Origin of the sequence: Rathayibacter sp. VKM Ac-2760 (genome assembly GCF_009834185.1) — a bacterium.
In the GTDB taxonomy this organism is placed as follows: Bacteria; Actinomycetota; Actinomycetes; order Actinomycetales; family Microbacteriaceae; genus Rathayibacter.
Genome location: NZ_CP047173.1, coordinates 2,525,858 through 2,544,596 on the forward strand (window position 1 = coordinate 2,525,858; position 18,739 = coordinate 2,544,596).

Sequence of the window (18,739 nt, forward strand, 5' to 3'; positions counted from 1 at the left end):
GTGATCGAGACTCTGCTCGCGGGCGATGCCGCGGATCCCCTGGACTACCGCGACGGCTGGGAGCTGCAGCGCCGCCTGCACGGCGAGGTGGTCGCCAGAGCGCGGCCCGGCGCGCTGGTGCTCTGCGAGCACGCGTCCGTCTACACGGCGGGCAAGCGGACGGAGGCGCACGAGCGGCCGGTCGACGGCTCCCCGGTGGTCGACGTCGACCGCGGCGGACGGCTGACCTGGCACGGACCGGGTCAGCTGGTCGGCTATCCGATCGTGCGGCTGCGCGAGCCGGTCGACGTGGTGGCGTACGTCCGATCGCTCGAGGGCGTGCTGATCGAGGTGCTCGACGACCTGGGCGTGACGGGCGAGCGGGTCGACGGGCGCTCAGGGGTCTGGATCCGCCGGGGTGACGGCGCCGACAAGATCGCCGCCATCGGCGTCCGAGTGGCGCACGGCGTGACGATGCACGGCTTCGCGCTCAACGTGTCGAACAGCCTCGAGCCGTACTCGCGGATCATCCCGTGCGGGATCGCCGACGCCGGGGTCACCACTCTCGAGCGCGAGCGCGGTGAGGCGCCCGCGATGGCGGCGGTGCGCGCGCGGGTCCAGGCGAGGTTCCGGGAGGCGGCGCCCGCCTTCGCCGCCGAGGCCGCGATCGCCGGGGTCGCGGCGTGAGCGCCGAGACCGGCGGGCGGAAGCTGCTGCGTCTGGAGGTCCGCAACGCCGAGACGCCGATCGAGCGCAAGCCCGAGTGGATCAAGACCAAGGCCGTGATGGGCCCGGAGTACCGGCAGCTGCAATCGCTGGTGAAGGACGAGGAGCTGCACACGGTCTGCCAGGAGGCGGGCTGCCCCAACATCTTCGAGTGCTGGGAGGACCGCGAGGCGACGTTCCTCATCGGCGGCTCGCAGTGCACCCGCCGCTGCGACTTCTGCCAGATCGACACCGGCAAGCCCGCGGACTACGACTCCGACGAGCCGCGCCGGGTGGGCGAGTCGGTGGCGCGGATGAACCTCCGCTACGCGACGGTGACCGGGGTGGCGCGCGACGATCTGCCGGACGAGGGATCCTGGCTCTACGCCGAGACGATCCGGCAGATCCATGCGCAGGCGCCGGGGACGGGTGTCGAGATCCTGGTGCCGGACTTCACCGGGCGGGCCGAGCACCTGCAGCGGGTGTTCGACGCCCGGCCCGAGGTCTTCGCGCACAACGTCGAGACGGTGCCGCGGATCTTCAAGCGCATCCGACCGGCCTTCCGCTACGAGCGCTCACTCGACGTGCTGACCCAGGGGCGCGACGCGGGGCTGATCACGAAGTCGAACCTCATCCTCGGCATGGGCGAGGAGCGGGAGGAGATCTCGCAGGCGCTGCAGGACCTGCACGACGCGGGCACCGACATCGTGACGATCACGCAGTACCTCCGCCCGACGCCGCGGCACCTGCCGGTGGACCGCTGGGTGCACCCGGAGGAGTTCGTCGCGATCAAGGAGGAGGCGGAGGACATCGGCTTCCTCGGCGTGCTCTCGGGGCCGCTGGTGCGCTCCTCCTACCGCGCCGGCCGCCTCTGGGCCCGCTCGATGGAGTCGAAGGGCCTGCCCGTCCCCGAGCACCTGCGCCACCTGGCGGACGCGGCCCTGGGCTTCTCCCAGGCGGTCTGACCGGCCCCCCCTCCCGCGAGATGCCACTTGTGCGCGCGTTTCACGGCGTGTCGCGGGCACAAGTGGCATCTCGCGGAAGCGGGGGGGTCAGGCGACGAGTTGGGCGGCGAAGACGTGGGGGGTGAAGCCGGTGAGGTCGTTGATGCCCTCGCCCTGGCCGACGAGCTTGATGGGGATGCCGGTCTTCTCCTGGACGGCGAGGACGAAGCCGCCCTTGGCCGAGCCGTCGAGCTTGGTGATGACGAGGCCGGTGACGCCGGCGTGCTCGATGAAGGCCTGGGCCTGCATCAGGCCGTTCTGACCGGTGGTCGCGTCGAGGACCAGGAGGATCTCGGAGATCGGTGCCTGCTTCTCGACGACGCGCTTGATCTTGCCGAGCTCGTCCATCAGGCCGCCCTTGGTGTGCAGGCGCCCGGCGGTGTCGATGATGACCATCTCGATGCCGTGGGTCTTCGCGTACTCGACGGTCTGATAGGCGACGGAGGCCGGATCCTGGCGCTCCTGCTGCGGCCGGACGATCTGCGCGTCGGCGCGATGCGCCCAGGTGGCGAGCTGGTCGACCGCGGCGGCGCGGAAGGTGTCGGCGGCCCCGACCACGACGCTCCGGTCGAAGTTGCGGAGGAACTTGGCGAACTTGCCGATGGTGGTGGTCTTGCCGACGCCGTTCACGCCGACGACCAGGATCACTGCCGGCCGCTCGCTGAGCTTCAGCGTCGTGTCGTACTTGGAGAGGCGCTCCTCGAGCGACTCGCGGAGCATCCGCTGGAGGTCGCGCGGGTCGGTCGTGTTGTAGCGGGCGACCTTGGCGCGGAGGTCCTCGACCATCTCCTCGGTGATGTCCGGGCCGAAGTCGGCCGTGATCAGGGCGGTCTCGAGGTCGTCCCAGGTCTGGTCGTCGATCGTGCGCTTCTCGAACAGGCCGCGCAGTGCGCGACCGAGCGACCAGGAGGTGCGTTCAGCCATGCGATAAGGCTACCGGCGCACGGCGGGCGAGCTGCGGCGCGGGGCGGGTTCGCGCGCGTCCACGGCTCGGGCCCCTCCCCTACGCCGCGCTCACCGACACTTCCACGACCGCCCACGACAGCGCGGGCAGCGCCAGTGTCACGACGGAGCCGTCGACCACCACTCCCGCGAGCGGCACGAGCCCGACGGCGTCCTGCGCGTCGAGCGTGTTCGCCGTGTGGCGCGTGCCACCGGACGGCACCTCCAGCAGTTCAGCGCGCAGCACTCTGCCGCCCGTGAAGCCGCGCAGCGAGATCGAGACGGCCGATGCGTCGTCGAGTCCGCGGTTGGCGAGGAAGAACGCGACGACGCCGCGGTCGGCGTCGTAGGTCGCGGAGACGTCCACCTGGTTGGCGTCGCCGAAGGTTCCTGCGTCGACCTTGTCGGAGGTCACCGCCGTGCGCAGGATCTGCCCCTGCGCGAGTGCCGCCATCCGGGCGAACGGCCAGAAGATCGTCTGCTTCCAGGCCGGCCCGTTCTCCTCCGAGCGGATCGGCGCGATCACATTGACGAGCTGCGCCTGGTTGGCGATCGAGACGCGGTCGCCGTGACGCAGCAGCGAATTGAGCAGGGTTCCGACGACGACGGCGTCGGTCACGCTGTACGTGTCCTCGATGAGGCGGGGGTGCTCGCGCCACGACTGCGAGACAGCGCTCGGCTGGTCGTCGGTGTCGAGGCCCGACTGGTACCAGACGTTCCACTCGTCGAACGAGAGGTCGATGTACTTCTTCGCCTTGCGCTTGGCCCGCACGGCATCGCAGGTCGCGACGACCGACTCGATGAAGTAGTCCATGTCGACGGAGGAGGCGAGGAACGACGCCGCGTCGCCGTCGTGCTCCTGGTAGTAGGCGTGCATCGACATGTAGTCGACCTCGTCGTACGCGTGGGAGAGGACGGTGTGCTCCCACGAGCCGAAGGTCGCCATCCCCGAGTTGGAGGATCCGACGGCCACGAGCTCGATGGACGGGTCGACGAAGCGCATCGCCTTGCCGGCCTCCTGAGCGAGCCGACCGTACTCGTCGGCCGTCTTATGGCCGATCTGCCACGGGCCGTCGAGCTCGTTGCCGAGGCACCAGAGCTTGATGTCGAACGGATCCGCGGCGCCGTTGGCGATGCGGCGATCCGACAGGGCGGTGCCGCCGGGGTGGTTCGCGTACTCGACGAGCTCGCGAGCCGCGTCGACGCCGCGGGTGCCGAGGTTGATGGCCTCCATGATCTCGACGCCGGCCTCTTTCGACCAGTCCACGAACTCGTGCAGCCCGAAGGCGTTGCTCTCCACCGTGTGCCAGGCACCGTCGAGGCGGCGGGGACGCTCGGACACGGGGCCGACACCGTCCTCCCAGTTGTACCCGGAGACGAAGTTGCCGCCCGGATAGCGGACGACGGTGGGGCCCAGCTCCTTGACGAGTGCGAGGACGTCCCGGCGGAAGCCGCGCTCGTCGGCCTGCTCGTGGCCGGGCTCGTAGATGCCGGTGTAGACGCAGCGTCCCATGTGCTCGACGAACGAGCCGAACAGGCGACGCGGCACCGGTCCGATCGTGAAGTCGCGGTCGATGACGATGTGTGCCGTGGGCATGGAGCTCCTGACGTAGGTGAAGGAAGAGTGGGTCCCCGCCCGGGGGCGAGGGTGGCGGTCAGCCCTTGAGGCCCGAACCGGTGACGCCTTCGACGATCTGACGCTGGAACGCCAGGTACATGATGATCAGCGGGAGTGCCGCCAGCAGAGCACCGGCCTGGATGTCGGCGAAGCGCTGGCCGAACGACCCCTGCACGGTGGCGAGGCCGACCGGGATGGTCATCAGATTCGGGTTCGAGAGCACGAACAGCGGCAGCAGGAGGTTGTTCCACACCCCGACGAACGTGAGGATCACGACGGCCGCGATCACGGGGCGCGAGAGCGGCATGATGACCGACCAGTAGATCTTCCACAGGCCGGCACCGTCGATGCGGGCGGCCTCCTCGAGTTCCTTCGGGATGCCGTCGAAGAACTGCTTGAAGATGAACACCGCGATCGCGGCGGGAACCTGGGGGAAGATCACCGACCAGTAGGTGTTGAGCAGGTTGAGCGCGCCGAGCTCCTGGAAGATCGGGATGATCAGCACCTGGCCGGGGATCATGATCCCGAACAGGATGAGCAGCAGCACGACGTTGGAGCCGGGGAACTTCAGTCGTGACAGTGCGAAGGCCGCCATCGAGGCGAAGAGGACGGTCAGCACGGCCGTGACCACCGAGGTGATGCCCGAAGCGAGGTACCAGTTCCAGATGTCGCCGGCTCGGAAGAGCGTGGCGTACGAGTACAGGGTGGGGTTGAGGTCCTTCATGATCGCCGGGGCACCGAGCGCAGCCACCCCGTTGGCGGTCAGTGACGTCTTGAGCGCGAACACGCTGGGGATGAGCCAGATGATCGCGAAGACGACGAGCACGACGGCCGAGACGATGCTGAAGGTCCTGTTGCCCGCGCCCACGCGGGCCGCGGTCGGCCTGGCGATCGGAGCGGCGCCGGAGATCGGCGACTTCGTGGCACGAGGAGCGTCGGTGATGGCCATGATCAGGCCGCCTTTCGGGTGGCGGCGCGGTCGATGTACTGACGGATCAGCGCGATGGCGACGATGACGATGAGGAGGAGGACCGATGCGGCGGAGGCCGCGCCCAGGCGGTTGTCGGTGAAGCCGACGTTCGTGACGAGTGAGAGCGCGACCTGGGTCGAGATGCCGGGGCCGCCGGACGTCATCAGGTAGACCTGATCGAAGATCTTCAGGGACGCGATGATCTGCAGCAGGATCACGAGCGTCGTCGTGCGGTTCAGCAGCGGCAGCGTGATGAAGCGGATCTGCTGCCAGGGCGTCGCCCCGTCGATGGCCGCGGCTTCGTACAGCTCACGCGGGATCTCCTGGAGTCCGGCGAGGTAGAGGACGAAGTTGAAGCCGAGGGTCCACCAGACGGTGGCGATCGCGATCCCGATCATCGCGGTGCTCGGGTCCGCCAGCACGCCGGTCGCGCCGGTGATGCCGAACCAGCCCTGCGCAGTCGCCCACAGGCCAGAGCCCGGCGTGAAGATGAACAGCCAGATCAGCGAGATGGTCGCCGACGGGAGGATGTACGGCAGGAAGAACGCGAGGCGGAAGAACCACTGCCCGTGCCGGACCCGGTTGGTGAGGATCGCGAAGACGAAGGCGATGATCACGAGCGGGGGCACCGTGTACAGCGTGAACTGGAGCGTGTGCCACATCGCGCTCCAGAAGTCGGCGCGCGAGAGCATCTCGGCATAGTTCGCGAAGCCGGCGAACGAGCCCAGACCCGCTCGCACCGTCGAGGTGTTGAAGAAGCTGGAGACGACCATCCAGACGGCCGGCCCGAGGAGGAAGGCCAGATAGAAGAGTCCGAAGGGAGCGATGAAGAGCCAGGCTCCCCGGCTCTCGCCGCGAGTGCGGCGGGATCCCGTGGTGCCGCGATTCGACGTCGATGTCGGGGCGGGGCGGATGAGGGCAGGTGCGGCGGTCACGTCGTTGTACCTCCAGGGGTCGGCGGTCGAGAGCGGGTCAGAGGGGGCTGGGGGTGTTCGTGTAGATCGCGAGCTGGTCCTCGATGGCCTTCAAGGCTCCCTCGGGCGACAGCGACAGCTGCTGGACGAGGGCGAGCTGCGCGCCCACGGTGACCTCGAAGGTCGATCCTGATCCGCCGTACCAGGCCGGGTCGTCGTAGACGGCGTAGTCGGCCGCGGACGAGTAGTCGGCCTGCGGTTCGAGCGCCTTGTACTCGGCGCTCTCGAGGGTCGGGAGGTACGCGGGCACATGGCCGCCCATCGCCCAGGTCTGGCCCTGGTCGAGCATCGACTTGATGAATCCCATCGCCTGCAGGCGCTGCTCCGGGGTGCGGTCCTTGCGGGGCAGGACGAAGGTGTGCGAGTCGGCCTGCACGGCCGGCCTGTCGAACAGCTGCGGAACCGGCACCATCCCGAAGGCGAGGCCCTCGATCGACTGCGCCGTGGTGATCTCCCACTCCCCCTGGAGGAAGATGCCGGACTGTCCCGTGAACATCGCCGTCTGCGCACCGGCGTAGTCGAGGCCCGTGTTCAGCCAGCCCTTGTTCACCCAGTCCTGGATCGTCGTGGTCACCCGGAGGAAGGCGTCCTGGTCGACCGAGATCGTCGCTCCGTTGTCGGAGAGGAACGGCGTCACGCCGTCGATCTGGTTGTAGAGCGTCCAGAACACCCGCCAGGGAGTCGCGGTCTCGTTGACGTTCCCGAAGGTGATCGCCGTGCCGCCGGTGACCTTGGCGATCGCGTCGAGCGCGGATTCGAACGTCTCGAGGCCGGTGAGGTCCTTCAGCTTCCCGTCCGAATCGAGGAGCCCCGCCTGGCCGCAGATGTCGGAGTTGAAGAACATCACGAGCGGGTGGGTGTCGAGCGGGATCGCGATGTTCGTGCCGTCCGTCTTCTGAGCGTCCCAGGAGGCCGGGTTGAAGTCGGCGGAGGACATGCCGACCGAGGCGAGGTCCTCCTCCGTGATCGGGTCGAGGATCCCGCCGTCGTACAGCGGCTTCGCCCGCGTGAGGTGCGCGACCGCGACGTCCGGCGGCTTGTTGCCCACGGTGGCGAGCGTCAGTTTGGAGTAGTACGGGTTGCCCCAGGCGAAGACGGTGGCCTGGAGCGAGCCGGGGCCGCCGTTCGCGTCCGCGTAGCCCGCCTGCATCTCCTGCATCCGGGTGCCGTCGCCGCCGCCGAAGAGGCTCCAGAAGATGAGCTGCTCGGGGTTGAGCGGGCTGCCGAAGAGCCCGGCTCCGATCGGACTGCTCGCACAGCCGGCGAGAGCGAGAGTGCTCGCCGCGGCGAGAGAACCGCCCAGAAACGCCCGTCGGGTGAATGGTGACACCATGTCGACCTCCTCGTCGTGTGGCAGCGCCCGTGACAGAACGGTGTTCGACGGCCCGCGAGCGAGTCGGTCGTAGCGCTTGATCAGAAGCGTTACATCGTTGTAACGGGGAGTCAAGGACTTCGGGCGAGTCGCCTCGCGGAATCCGTCCGTGTCGGCTCAGTCCGTGTCGGCTCAGTCCGTCGCGGTGGACGCCCGCGCGATGATCTCGTGCGGGATGAAGATCTGGCGCGGTGGGAGGGACCGGTCGGCGATCCGCTCCGCGAGCATCGACAGCGTGGTCTCCGCGAAGGCGCGCTTGTCGAAGGACACCGTGGTCAGCGGAGGGGAAGCGAATCGGCCGCCGCGCACGTCGTCGAAGCCGGCGACGGCGATCTGCTCCGGCACCCGGATGCGCCGAGCGAACAGGATGCTCAGCACACCCACCGCCATGGAGTCGGTGAAGCAGAAGACGGCATCCACCTCGATCCCCGCGTCGAGCGCGCGGGCGAGCCCTTCCCCGGCCACGCTCGGAAGCCAGTCCTCCGCCATGATCTCGAGGGCCGGGTCGTGAGGCACGCCCGCGGCAGCCAGGGCCTCGCGGTAGCCCTGCGTCCGCGCTCGCGCCGACGCCCGATCGGAGTCGGGGCCGTCCGTTCCGACGACCGCGATCCGCCGATGGCCGCGCGCGAGGAGGTGCTCGGTCATCTCCCGGGCGGCGGCGACGCTGTCGACGGCGACCCGGTCGACGAGATCCTGCTCCACCTCACCGATCACGACGATCGGCGGCAGCTCGGCGGTACCGACGATGGCGCTCAGCTTCAGGCTGACCGGGTTGAGGACGAGGCCGTCGATGAGGTGCTCGCGCGCACGCGAGAGCAGTTCCCCTTCGCGGTCGGGTCGCCTGCCGGTCTGCTCCATCTGGATCGACCACCCGCGCTCATGGGCGGCCTCCACGAAGGTGTCGAGCATCGCGGCGGAGTACTCGGTGGTCAGGTCGGGGAACGCGAGGGCGATCGCACCGGAGCGGCCGTTGCGCAGACCGCGCGCGCTGAGGTTGGGCACGTAGTGGAGCTCGGCGATGGCGGCCTCGACGCGCTCCCGGGTGTCGGGCCGCACGAACACGACGCCGTTGATGACGTTCGAGACGGTCTTCGGGCTCACCCCGGCACGAGTGGCGACATCCCGGACGGTTGCGCGCATGCGGCCCAGAGTAGCGGCCCGGAGACCCCCGATCGCTCGTCAGACCGCCGGGGCCTCCACGCGCTGGCCGACCACGGCCGAGACGCCGTCCTGGCGCATCGAGACGCCGTAGAGGGCGTCGGCGATCTCCATCGTGCGCTTCTGGTGGGTGATCACGATCAGCTGACTCGAGGAGCGGAGGTCCTGGAAGATGCTGAGGAGGCGGCCGAGGTTGGCGTCGTCGAGCGCCGCCTCCACCTCGTCCATGATGTAGAACGGGCTCGGCCGCGACTTGAAGATCGCGACCATGAAGGCGACGGCGGCCAGGGAGCGCTCCCCGCCCGAGAGCAGCGAGAGCCGCTCGATCTTCTTGCCGGCCGGGCGCACGGCGACCTCGATGCCGGTGGTGAGCAGGTTCTCCGGATCGGTCAGGCGGATGCTGCCCGCGCCGCCCGGGAAGAGGACCGGGAAGACGTCGGCGAAGGCGGCCTGGGTGTCGTCGAAGGCCGCGGCGAAGACCGTCTGCATGGTCTCGTCGAGCTCGTCGATGATGGTCAGCAGATCGCGCCGCGTGTTCGTGAGATCGGTCAGCTGCTCGGTGAGGAAGACGTGGCGCTGCTCGAGAGCCGCGAACTCCTCGAGCGCGAGCGGGTTGACCCGGCCGAGCTGGCCGAGCTGCTTCTCGGCCTTGTCCAGGCGGCGGCGCTGCTCGTCGCGGACGAAGGGGCGCGCGGGCGCCTCGGCATCGGTCTCGTCGGGCACGGCGACCTCGGGGCCGTACTCGGCGACCAGCACGTCCTCGATCAGCCCCAGCTCGGAGCCGGCGCGCTCGAGCAGGCCGGAGAGCTGCAGGCGCTTCTCGTAGATCTGCAGCTCGAGGCCGTGCACGCTCTCGGTGACGCTCTGCAGGCGGTCGCGGAGCACCGCCTCCTCGCGCCGCAGGGCCTGCAGCTCCTCGTTCTGCTGCGAGCGGGCGGTCTCGGCGCGGAGCAGCTCGGCCCGCGACTGCTGCACGGAGCGGTCGACGGAGGCGAGCACCGCGGGGATCGCGCCGGTCACGTCGGCCGCGGCGTCGTGCTGGCGCCGGCGGATCACGGCGCGACGGGCGGCCTCGTCGGCGGCGGCGCGGTCGGCGGCGAGCTGGCGCTCGAGGGACTCGCCGCGGGACTGCTCGGCCCGGACGCGCTCCTTCGCGGTCTCGACGCCGAGCCGGGCCTCGATCTCGCGCTCGCGCGCCGCGTCGACCTCGCGCTGGAGGCCGTCGCGAGCGCTGACGTCGAGGATCGGCCGCGGACGCGACCGGGCGACGTCGAGCTCGCTCTTCGCCCTCGACGCGGCGGTCTCGGCGTCACCGACGCGCTCGGTCGCGATGGTCAGGGCCTTCTCGCCGCGGCCGAGCTCGGCGGTGGCGCCCTCGAGCTGCGCGCGGACGCGGCCGAGGCGCTCGGTGTGCGCGGCGCGGGCGGCGTCGTGCTCGCGGAGGGCGGCGAGGGCGAGCCTGGACTGCTCCTTCGCGGCGCGCAGGGCGCCGGTCTGCTCGGCGAGGTCGAAGCGGAGGCGGTCGATCCGGCCCTCGATCTCCTCCAGCCGGCTCGCGGCGGCGTCGCGCTCGGAGACCAGCTCGAGGCGGCTGCGCTGGCCGCCGGCTCCCCCGCTGAGGACGGCGTCGGAGACGGCGGCGCCGTCGCGGGTGACCACGGTGACCGGGTGCTCGCCGCCGGCCAGAGCGGGCCAGAGTCGGCGGGCGGTCGCGAGGTCGTCGACGACGACGACCTGCTCCAGGAGGGCGAGCACGCCGTCCGGAGCGGTGACCAGCTCGCGAGCGCGGATCGCCCCCTCCGGGACCGCGAGGTCGAGCGGGGGGCGGGTGGCATCGGCCACGAGCAGCTCGACCCGGCCGAGCTCGCGGCGGATCGCCTCGTCGAGCGCGGCCTCGGCGTGCGGCTGACTGTCGGCGAGCACGGAGTCGGCGGCGGCGCCCAGGGCCGCGGCGATCGCGGCCTCGTAGCCGTCGCGGACCTGGATCCGCTCGGCGACGCGGCCGCGGACGCCGTCGAGGCGGGTGGCGATCAGCTCGGCCGAGCCGTCGGAGACGTCGAGGGCGAGCGAGAGCGCGCTGCGGCGGGCGGCGAGTCCGTCGCGCTCGCGCTCCAGCGCGTGCAGCTCCTCACGGAGCCGCTCGATCTCACCCTCGGCCTCGAACACGGCGGACTGCGCCAGCTCGTAGCCCTCGTCGAGCGTGCCGTCGGTGCCGCCGCCGGCCTCGCCGATCTCGTCCTCCAGCGCGTCGAGCTGCCGCTGGGCGGCCTCGCGGCGCTGGACGGCGGAGTCGAGGGTGTTCTGCGCGCGGAGCACCTCGCCGCGGACGGCGGCGAGGCGGGACGAGGCGGCGTCGGCCTGCCCGGTGAGCTGGGACAGCTCCAGGTCGTGCCGCGAGACGAGTGCCGACTGCGCCGAGATCTCCTCGTCGACCGCGTCGAGGGCGCCCCGGGCGCGCACGGTGCCGCGCTGCGCGTCGGTCCACGCGGTCTCGGAGTCGAGCACGGCGACGCGCAGCCGCTCCAGCTCGGCGCGGGCCTCCTCGACCATCGGCGCGGTGACCCGCGGCTGCACGGCGGGCTGCTCCGACTCCGCCTCGAGCAGGGCGAGGCGCTGCCCGGCGAGCGCCGACAGGTTGCGCAGCCGCTCCTGCACCGACTCCAGCTCGAAGGTGGTCCGCCGGGCGTCGTCGACGGCGTCGCCGACCATCTCGGACTCGATGCGCGCGGTGCGCAGCGTGCTCTGCTCCAGCCGCTCCTGCAGCACGATTCGCTCGCTGTGCCGCTCGCTCTCGGTGCGCGCGAAGCCGTCGAGCGCGGTGCGGAGGGTGACCACGTCGTCGGCGAGCAGGCGGGCTCGGGCGTCGCGGACGACGGCGGCGATGGTCTGAGCCTGCCGGGCGACCTCGGCCTGGCGGCCGAGCGGCTTGAGCTGCCGGCGGATCTCGCCGGCGAGGTCGGAGAGGCGGGTGAGGTTCGCCTGCATCGCGTCGAGCTTGCGGAGGGTCTTCTCCTTGCGGCGACGGTGCTTGAGGATGCCGGCCGCCTCCTCGATGAAGCCGCGCCGCTCCTCCGGGGTCGCGTGCAGGACGGCGTCGAGCTGGCCCTGGCCGACGATCACGTGCATCTCGCGGCCGAGGCCGGAGTCGCTGAGCAGCTCCTGCACGTCGAGCAGGCGGCAGGCGCGGCCGTTGATCGCGTACTCGCTGCCGCCGTTGCGGAAGAGGGTCCGCTTGATCGTCACCTCGGTGTACTCGATCGGCAGCGCACCGTCGGTGTTGTCGATGGTGAGGGCGACCTCGGCGCGGCCGAGCGGCCCGCGGGTGGAGGTGCCGGCGAAGATGACGTCCTCCATCTTGCCGCCGCGGAGGGTCTTCGCGCCCTGCTCCCCCATCACCCAGGCGAGCGCATCGACGACGTTGCTCTTGCCGGAGCCGTTGGGCCCGACCACGCAGGTGACGCCGGGCTCGAAGGCGAACGTGGTCGGCTGAGCGAAGGACTTGAACCCCTTGAGGGTCAGGCTCTTCAGGTACACCCGCCGGCCTCGCTCCCGTCGAAAACGCTCCCCACGGTACTGGATCGGGGGCGGGGTGCCGCGGAACCGCGCGGCGGAGCCCTGCGACGTGCACACTGGGGAGGTGAGCGACCACCCCGACCCCGTGCTCCGGATCCGCGAGCTGCGGATCCCCGAGCGCCCGGGCGCGGACGGCTGGGCCGACTTCGTCGCCCTCACCGCGATCGGCAACGCCGTCGAGGCGGAGGGCACCGGCACGGCCGAGCTCGGCTTCCCCGCCGAGATCAACCTGGGCGAGTGGCGACAGCAGGAGTTCGATCCGCGGCGCGCCTTCCTCGCGGAGGTCGTCGACGCCGACGGGGTCCGCGCCGTGGGCAGCGGCGAGCTGCACTGGAGCACCGAGGAGGGCGACGACGCGGCCTGGCTGGCGCTCTCGGTCCTGCCGGCCGAGCGCCGGCGCGGCGTCGGCACCGCGCTGCTCGAGCGGCTCACGGCGGAGGCGCACGGGCTCGGGCGGAGCGTGCTGCAGACGTGGACGGCGCACCGCGCGGAGCGCTCCGGAGAGCGACTCGCCGCGCGCTCGGGAACGGGCTCCGTCCCCTCCGGCGACATCGGCGCACGCTGGCTCTCCGCGCGCGGCTGGGTGCTCGAGCAGGTGGAGCGGGTGAGCGTGGCGCGGCTGCCGCTGGACGCCACCCTCGCGGCGTCGCGACGGCGCGGTGCGCTCGCGCACGCGGACGGCTACGAGCTGCGGCACTGGAGCGGCGCGACTCCCGACGAGCTGATCGAGGGGATGCTCGTCCTGCGCGCGAGCCTGTCCGCGCAGGCCCCGACCGCGGGGCTCTCGGTGCCCGAGGAGACCTGGACACCGGAGCGACTGGAGGCGCACGACCTCGCGGCCTCGGCCGGCGGGCGGGTAGAGCTCACCTCCGTGGCCCTCCACGACGGCCGGCCGGCCGGCTACTGCACCGTCGACGTGCTGCCCGGGCGGGCCGCGCTCTGGGGCGCGACGCTCGTCCTGCCGGAGCACCGCGGCCACCGCCTCGGCATGCTCCTGAAGCTCGACGCGCTCGAGCACCTCGCGGCGGCCGACCCGGACTGCCGCGCCGTCTACACCTGGAACGCGGAGGAGAACCGGCCGATGCTCGCCGTCAACGAGGCGGTCGGCTTCACGGCCATCGCGGTGGAGGGCCAGTGGCGGCTGGACGGGGACCGGGCGTGAACCCGCTCGTCGAGCCCGGGCCGCCACTGGACGACGCCGAACGCGAGCGCTTCGCCCGCCAGATCCGGCTCTCGCCGCTCGGCGAGACGGGTCAGCGGCGGCTGCGGAACGCGCGGGTGCTCGTGCTGGGCGCCGGGGGAATCGGCTCGCCCGTGATCACGGCGCTCGCCGCGGCCGGCGTCGGGCACCTGGGGATCGTCGACGGCGACGTCGTCGAGGCGTCGAACCTCGCTCGGCAGACCGCGCACGACGACTCCTCGATCGGCGCGTCGAAGGCGGAGTCCGCGGCGGCGACCGCCCGGCGGCTCTCCCCCGGGATCGACGCGCGGGCCTTCTCCGTCGCGTTCACGGCCGCGAACGCGGATGCGCTCGTCGCCGGCTGGGACGTCGTGGTCGACGGCTTCGACACCTTCGGCTCGCGCTATCTCGCCTCCGATGCGACGACCCGGGCGGGCGTGCCGCACGTCTGGGGCTCGGCGCTCGGCTTCGACGGGCAGCTCTCGACGTTCTGGGCCTCGGCGCCCGGCGGGGGGGTCACGCTGCGGGCCCTGCATCCCGGGGCCGAGGACGCGGCGGACAGCTGCGCGAGCGTCGGCGTGCTCGGCTCGCTCTGCGCGGCGATCGGGTCGGCGATGGCGAGCGAGGTGGTGAAGCTCGTGACGGGGGTCGGCGAGCCGCTGTTCGGGCGGGTCGTGGTGCACGACGCGCTGGACGGCTCCTGGAGCGAGCTGCCGCTGGCGCGGGCGGTGCCGCCGGTGGCCGTGCTGCGCGCCGCGGCCGGAGCGGTGACCGCGGACGAGCTGCGGGCCCGGCTCGCGGGGCCGACTCCGCCGACCGTCATCGATCTGCGGGAGGACGACGAGGACCGCTCCGTCGCGATCCCCGGAGCCGTGCGGCTGCCGATGTCGCGGTTCGACCCGGCGCTGCTGCCCGCGGGGCCGCTGGTGCTGCACTGCGCGTCGGGCGTGCGCTCGCGGATCGCGGCCGACCGCGCGGCGGCGGCGGGGATCGCGTCCGACTCGCTGCTCGGCGGGATGGTGGGCTGGCGCTGATCCGATCGCCGGTCGGAGGTTCGATTCGCAGGTCTTCCGCGTTCCCTATGCCGTCTCGCCGCGTGGCCCGGCCCGCCGGAGCCGACATCTCCTGCACAACAGACAGGAGCCTGCACAACGGCGAGAGGGGCAGAGGTCAGCCGCCGGCGAAGGGCGGCAGGACGTCCACCGACGCGCCGGCGGGCAGCGGAGTGGCGCGGTCGGTCGTCGAGACGCCGTCGACCAGGTAGCTGCAACGGGAGAGGACGTCGGCGGCCGACGGCACGGAGGCGACCAGCGCAGCTTCCAGCGCCGCCAGGTCGGCCACGCCGTCGAGCTCGTCCGAGGCTCGCCCGAGGGCGGCCTTCGCCGCGGCGAAGTAGCGGACGCGCACGCTCAGCCGCCGATCGCGCTCATGGTGCGCTCGGGCTGCACGAAGCCGGCCCGGTTCATCTCGTGGCCGGCCGGCTTCGCCCACATCGCGCCGCGCCAGAGCTGGGCGACGTGGTGGTCGTCGGCGCCGGAGCGCATCGCGCCGAGCAGGTCGGTCTCCTCGTTGGAGAAGAGGCAGCTGCGGACGCCGCCCTCGGCGGTGAGCCGGGTGCGGCGGCAGTCGCCGCAGAACGCCTCGGTGACGGAGGCGATGATGCCGACGGTGCCGAGCAGCTCGTCTGAGCCGATCGCGCGGACGTCGAAGAGCTCGGCGGGCGCGCCGTCGCGGGGAGCGGCGTTCGGCGTGAGGACGAAGCGCTCCGAGAGCAGGTCGCGGATCATCGCCGCCGTGATCATGGTGGAGCGGTCCCAGCCGTGGTCGGCGTCGAGCGCCATCTGCTCGATGAAGCGGAGCTGGTGACCGCCGGCGAGCGCCCAGGCGAGCAGCTCGGGCGCCTCGTGGTCGTTGATCCCGGGCAGGAGGACCGCGTTGATCTTGGTCTGCTTCAGACCCGCGGGGCCGAGCGCGTCGATCCCGGCGAGGACCCTGTCGAGGAAGGGGCGGCGGGTGACCTTGGCGAAGGTCTCGGCGCAGATCGAGTCGAGCGAGACGTTCACCCGGTCGAGCCCCGCGTCGGCGAGCGCCTGCGCACGGCCGGACAGGCCGATGGCGTTGGTGGTCAGCGAGATCTCGGGGCGCGGCTCGATGGCGGCGACGTCCCGGATGATGTCGACGAGGTCCTTGCGCAGCAGCGGCTCGCCGCCGGTGAAGCGGATCTGCCGGACGCCGAACTGCTCGACGGCGATGCGGGCGAGGCGGACGATCTCCTCGCGGTTCAGCAGGGATGCGGGCGGCTGGAACGGCAGGCCCTCGGCCGGCATGCAGTAGGTGCAGCGGAGGTTGCAGCGGTCGGTGAGCGAGATGCGCAGGTCGTCGGCGACGCGGCCGTGGGTGTCGAGCAGGAGCGGGGTCTCGGGCCGCTCGGCGGGGAGGACCGCACCGCGCGGGCGGGGCCGGATGCCGGGGATCCCGAGTGCTGTGCTCATCCGGACAGACTACGCGCCGGATGTCGGCGGGACCCGGCAAGATGGAGCACGTCCCTGCCGCCGGTCAGGAACGCCGGAGAGGACCCGATGACCTCGATCGATCTGCATGCGGCCCGTGTGCGCGCTCTGCTCTCGCCGCTGGCCACCCGCGGCGCCCGCGAGACGCTGACGCTCGATCCCGCCGCCGTCGCCGCCGACCCGGGCGCCTACGACCGGAGGGTGCTCGCCCGCTCGGTCGATGCTCCGCTGGATCTGCCGCGCTTCGACAACTCGCAGATGGACGGCTTCGCGGTGCGCTCGGCCGATCTCGCCGGCGCGACGGCCGATGCGCCGGTCTCGCTGCCGGTCGCCGCGCCGATCCCGGCCGGGGACCGCGCGCCGCGGCACGAGCAGGGCACCGCGGTGCCGATCATGACCGGTTCGCCGCTGCCCGCCGGGGCGGACGCCGTGGTCGCGATCGAGACGGTCGACCCGCCGCGCTTCCCGGCACCCGGCGGCGACGGCGCCCGGGTCGCGTTCTCCCGCCCGGTGGTCGCCGCGGCCTTCGTCCGCTCCCGGGGCAGCGACGCGCGGCAGGGCGAGCCGGCGCTGCCGGCCGGCACGGTCCTCCGCGCCGCGCACTACGGGCTGCTCGCCTCGCTCGGGCTGACCGAGGTGGAGGTGCTCCCCCGGCTCCGCGTGCTCGTCGTGCCGACCGGGCACGAGATCCGCGCGCCGGGCTCCGAGCTCGAGGACGCACAGATCTACGACGCCAACGGCGCGCTGCTGGCCGAGGCGGTCCGCGAGGCGGGCGGCCTGGCGATCGTGGCGCCGTGCGGCAGCGACCGCGCGGAGGATCTGCTCGCGCTGCTCGACGCGCACGCCGCCGAGGCCGACCTCGCGATCACCGTCGGCGGCGTCAGCGCCGGCGCCTACGAGGTCGTCCGCGACGCGCTCGGGCCGGCCGGCTCCGAGTTCGGGCACGTCGCCGTGCAGCCCGGCGGCCCGCAGGGGCTCGGGCTCGTGCGGATCCGCGACGACCTGCACCTGCCGATCGTCTCGCTGCCGGGCAACCCGGTGAGCGCCCTCGTCTCGTTCGAGCTGTTCCTGCGCCCGGTGCTGCGCTCGCTGGCCGGGCGCGTCCCGGCGGAGCGGCCGCGGCTTCGAGCCCGGCTGGCGACGCCGCTGGACTCGCCCGGCCACCTGCACCAGCTGCGGCGCGGGATGCTCGACGACGAAGGGCTCGTGCACGCCGTCGGCGGCCCGAGCTCGCACCTGCTCGCGTCCTACGCTCGATCGAACGTGCTCATCCACGTCCCGATCGGGACCGAGCGCGCCGCGACCGGAGACACGGTCGAGATCTGGAGGATCGATGACTGAGTCCGAGAGCGCCACCGCCGAAGGGACCGAGCTGACCCACGTCCGCGGCGACGGCGCCGTGCACATGGTGGACGTCGGCGGCAAGCAGGTCACCTCGCGCGTCGCCGTGGCGGAGGGGTTCGTCGAGACGAGCGCCGAGGTCGTCCGCCTGCTCGCGCAGGGCGAGCTGCCCAAGGGCGAGGCGCTCGGCGTCGCACGCATCGCCGGCATCATGGGCGCGAAGGCCACCTCCGCGCTGATCCCGCTCTGCCACCCGCTCGTGCTCGACGGCGTCGACATCGACCTCGAGCCGCTCGACGACCGGGTGCGGATCGAGGCGCGCGTGCGCACCAGCGGCCGCACCGGCGTCGAGATGGAGGCGCTCACCGCCGTCAGCGTCGCCGCGCTCACCGTCTACGACATGATCAAGGCCGTCGACCGCGGCGCGGTCATCACCGGCATCCGCGTCCTCGCGAAAGAGGGCGGCAGGAGCGGCTCGTGGAGCCGGTCGTGAGCCGGTCCGCGGTCGCGGTGGTCGCCTCCACCCGCGCCGCGTCCGGCGTCTACGAGGACCGCACCGGACCGGCGCTGCTGGCCTGGTTCGAGAGCCGGGGCTGGAGCGGCCGCGTGGTCGTCGTCGCCGACGGCGATGCGGTGGGCGAGGCGATCTCGGACGCCCTCTCGGCGGGCAGCGACGTCGTGATCAGCACCGGCGGGACGGGCGTGGCGCCGACCGACGTCACTCCGGAGCAGACCGCACCGCTGCTCGAGCGCGAGCTGCCCGGCCTGGCCGAGGCGATCCGCGCCCGCGGCGCCGCGCACGTGCCCACCGCCGTGCTCAGCCGCGGGCTGGCGGGCGTCAGCGGGCGGAGCGTGGTCGTCAATCTGCCCGGCTCGCCCGGCGGCGTCCGAGACGGCATCGAGGTGCTCGACCCGATCGTCGGGCACGTGCTCGACCAGCTCGGCGGGGGCGATCATGCCCGCTGATCCCGTCGCCCTGGCCCGGCTCTCCCGCGAGGCGATCACCGTCGACGAGTGCGAGCACGCCGTCGAGTCGCCGACCCACGGCGCGGTCGTCACCTTCGCCGGGGTCGTCCGCGACCACGACGAGGGCCGCGGGGTGCTGCGACTCGCCTACGAGGCGCACCCGGAGGCGCCCGCCGCGCTGAGCGCCTCCGCCCGACGCATCGCCGAGCACTTCCCCGAGGTGCGGGTCGCGGCCGTGCACCGGGTCGGCGATCTCGTCGTCGGCGACCTCGCGCTCGCCTGCGCCGTCGCCTCCGCCCACCGCGCCGCGGCCTTCGAGGCCTGCGCGGCCCTGGTCGACGACATCAAGGCGACCGTGCCGATCTGGAAGGAGCAGTCCTTCGTCGACGGCAGCTCGGAGTGGGTCGCGTCGCTCGGCTGAGCGCGGCCACCGGAACGCGAAACACG

At 72.3% G+C, this 18,739-nt stretch carries 17 protein-coding genes; 8 read left to right on the plus strand and 9 right to left on the minus strand.

Features of this window, described 5'->3' with window-relative positions:
- Together lipB and lipA are read left to right on the plus strand one after the other, a co-directional pair.
- Window positions 1-666, plus strand: coding sequence for a lipoyl(octanoyl) transferase LipB (lipB, locus tag GSU72_RS11455; protein WP_159985124.1), 666 nt, complete (start codon window positions 1-3; stop codon window positions 664-666).
- Window positions 663-1,649: a lipoyl synthase gene (lipA, locus tag GSU72_RS11460; RefSeq protein ID WP_208545050.1), complete on the plus strand. Its 987-nt coding sequence runs from the start codon at window positions 663-665 to the stop codon at window positions 1,647-1,649. Before lipB ends, lipA begins: the two co-directional genes overlap by 4 nt.
- An 87-nt stretch (window positions 1,650-1,736) precedes the next feature.
- Here lipA and ftsY read toward each other — a convergent pair whose 3' ends face one another.
- From ftsY to smc, 7 genes are all read right to left on the minus strand, one after another.
- Window positions 1,737-2,612: a signal recognition particle-docking protein FtsY gene (gene ftsY / locus GSU72_RS11465; RefSeq protein WP_159985125.1), complete on the minus strand. Its 876-nt coding sequence runs from the start codon at window positions 2,610-2,612 to the stop codon at window positions 1,737-1,739.
- Between the two features lie 79 nt (window positions 2,613-2,691).
- Window positions 2,692-4,227 (minus strand): alpha-N-arabinofuranosidase, encoded by a 1,536-nt coding sequence (locus tag GSU72_RS11470; protein WP_159985126.1) that lies wholly within the window; start codon window positions 4,225-4,227, stop codon window positions 2,692-2,694.
- Between the two features lie 58 nt (window positions 4,228-4,285).
- Window positions 4,286-5,197 (minus strand): carbohydrate ABC transporter permease, encoded by a 912-nt coding sequence (locus tag GSU72_RS11475; RefSeq protein ID WP_159985127.1) that lies wholly within the window; start codon window positions 5,195-5,197, stop codon window positions 4,286-4,288.
- Between the two features lie 2 nt (window positions 5,198-5,199).
- Window positions 5,200-6,153, minus strand: a complete 954-nt coding sequence (locus GSU72_RS11480; RefSeq protein WP_208545051.1) for a sugar ABC transporter permease — start codon at window positions 6,151-6,153, stop codon at window positions 5,200-5,202.
- 37 nt (window positions 6,154-6,190) lie between these two features.
- Window positions 6,191-7,525, minus strand: a complete 1,335-nt coding sequence (locus tag GSU72_RS11485) for an extracellular solute-binding protein (RefSeq protein ID WP_159985128.1) — start codon at window positions 7,523-7,525, stop codon at window positions 6,191-6,193.
- A 171-nt stretch (window positions 7,526-7,696) separates the two neighbouring features.
- Complete coding sequence (locus tag GSU72_RS11490) at window positions 7,697-8,704, minus strand: LacI family DNA-binding transcriptional regulator (protein ID WP_159985129.1); 1,008 nt, start codon at window positions 8,702-8,704, stop codon at window positions 7,697-7,699.
- Window positions 8,705-8,743: 39 nt separating this feature from the next.
- Window positions 8,744-12,256: a chromosome segregation protein SMC gene (smc, locus tag GSU72_RS11495; RefSeq protein WP_159985130.1), complete on the minus strand. Its 3,513-nt coding sequence runs from the start codon at window positions 12,254-12,256 to the stop codon at window positions 8,744-8,746.
- Between the two features lie 103 nt (window positions 12,257-12,359).
- Between smc and GSU72_RS11500 the strand changes: the two genes are divergently transcribed.
- Window positions 12,360-13,457 (plus strand): GNAT family N-acetyltransferase, encoded by a 1,098-nt coding sequence (locus GSU72_RS11500; RefSeq protein ID WP_159985131.1) that lies wholly within the window; start codon window positions 12,360-12,362, stop codon window positions 13,455-13,457.
- A complete protein-coding gene (locus tag GSU72_RS11505; RefSeq protein WP_159985132.1) occupies window positions 13,454-14,509 on the plus strand; it encodes a ThiF family adenylyltransferase in 1,056 nt (351 codons plus the stop codon). The genes GSU72_RS11500 and GSU72_RS11505 overlap by 4 nt, the downstream gene beginning before the upstream one ends.
- Window positions 14,510-14,645: 136 nt before the next feature.
- On the opposite strand, the gene GSU72_RS11510 is transcribed toward GSU72_RS11505, so the two are convergent.
- Together GSU72_RS11510 and moaA are read right to left on the minus strand one after the other, a co-directional pair.
- Window positions 14,646-14,882 carry a MoaD/ThiS family protein gene (locus GSU72_RS11510; RefSeq protein ID WP_279631655.1) on the minus strand — a complete coding sequence of 79 codons (237 nt, stop codon included), beginning with the start codon at window positions 14,880-14,882 and terminating at the stop codon, window positions 14,646-14,648.
- A gap of 2 nt (window positions 14,883-14,884) precedes the next feature.
- Window positions 14,885-15,967: a GTP 3',8-cyclase MoaA gene (gene moaA / locus GSU72_RS11515; protein WP_159985133.1), complete on the minus strand. Its 1,083-nt coding sequence runs from the start codon at window positions 15,965-15,967 to the stop codon at window positions 14,885-14,887.
- Between the two features lie 87 nt (window positions 15,968-16,054).
- On the opposite strand from moaA, the gene glp reads away from it, so the two are divergent.
- From glp to GSU72_RS21205, 4 genes are read left to right on the plus strand one after another with little or no spacing between them, the layout of a single operon-like run.
- The gene (gene glp / locus GSU72_RS11520; protein WP_159985134.1) at window positions 16,055-17,326 is read left to right on the plus strand and encodes a gephyrin-like molybdotransferase Glp; all 1,272 of its coding nucleotides are present in this window, start codon (window positions 16,055-16,057) and stop codon (window positions 17,324-17,326) included.
- A complete protein-coding gene (moaC, locus tag GSU72_RS11525; protein WP_159985135.1) occupies window positions 17,319-17,819 on the plus strand; it encodes a cyclic pyranopterin monophosphate synthase MoaC in 501 nt (166 codons plus the stop codon). The genes glp and moaC overlap by 8 nt, the downstream gene beginning before the upstream one ends.
- Window positions 17,816-18,292 carry a molybdenum cofactor synthesis domain-containing protein gene (locus tag GSU72_RS21200; protein WP_167306105.1) on the plus strand — a complete coding sequence of 159 codons (477 nt, stop codon included), beginning with the start codon at window positions 17,816-17,818 and terminating at the stop codon, window positions 18,290-18,292. The genes moaC and GSU72_RS21200 overlap by 4 nt, the downstream gene beginning before the upstream one ends.
- Entirely contained in the window at window positions 18,282-18,713 is a 432-nt protein-coding gene (locus GSU72_RS21205; protein ID WP_167306106.1) for a molybdenum cofactor biosynthesis protein MoaE, read from the plus strand. Before GSU72_RS21200 ends, GSU72_RS21205 begins: the two co-directional genes overlap by 11 nt.
- Window positions 18,714-18,739 lie beyond the last annotated feature (26 nt).

What these genes read in the sequence shown, in the direction of transcription:
- moaC (WP_159985135.1), top strand. Translation starts at nt 17,319, where the DNA reads ATGACTGAGTCCGAGAGCGCCACCGCCGAAGGGACCGAGCTGACCCAC.
- glp (WP_159985134.1), top strand. Translation starts at nt 16,055, where the DNA reads ATGACCTCGATCGATCTGCATGCGGCCCGTGTGCGCGCTCTGCTCTCG.
- GSU72_RS11490 (WP_159985129.1), bottom strand. Translation starts at nt 8,704, where the DNA reads ATGCGCGCAACCGTCCGGGATGTCGCCACTCGTGCCGGGGTGAGCCCG.
- ftsY (WP_159985125.1), bottom strand. Translation starts at nt 2,612, where the DNA reads ATGGCTGAACGCACCTCCTGGTCGCTCGGTCGCGCACTGCGCGGCCTG.
- GSU72_RS11470 (WP_159985126.1), bottom strand. Translation starts at nt 4,227, where the DNA reads ATGCCCACGGCACACATCGTCATCGACCGCGACTTCACGATCGGACCG.
- GSU72_RS21205 (WP_167306106.1), top strand. Translation starts at nt 18,282, where the DNA reads ATGCCCGCTGATCCCGTCGCCCTGGCCCGGCTCTCCCGCGAGGCGATC.
- moaA (WP_159985133.1), bottom strand. Translation starts at nt 15,967, where the DNA reads ATGAGCACAGCACTCGGGATCCCCGGCATCCGGCCCCGCCCGCGCGGT.
- GSU72_RS11485 (WP_159985128.1), bottom strand. Translation starts at nt 7,525, where the DNA reads ATGGTGTCACCATTCACCCGACGGGCGTTTCTGGGCGGTTCTCTCGCC.
- GSU72_RS11475 (WP_159985127.1), bottom strand. Translation starts at nt 5,197, where the DNA reads ATGGCCATCACCGACGCTCCTCGTGCCACGAAGTCGCCGATCTCCGGC.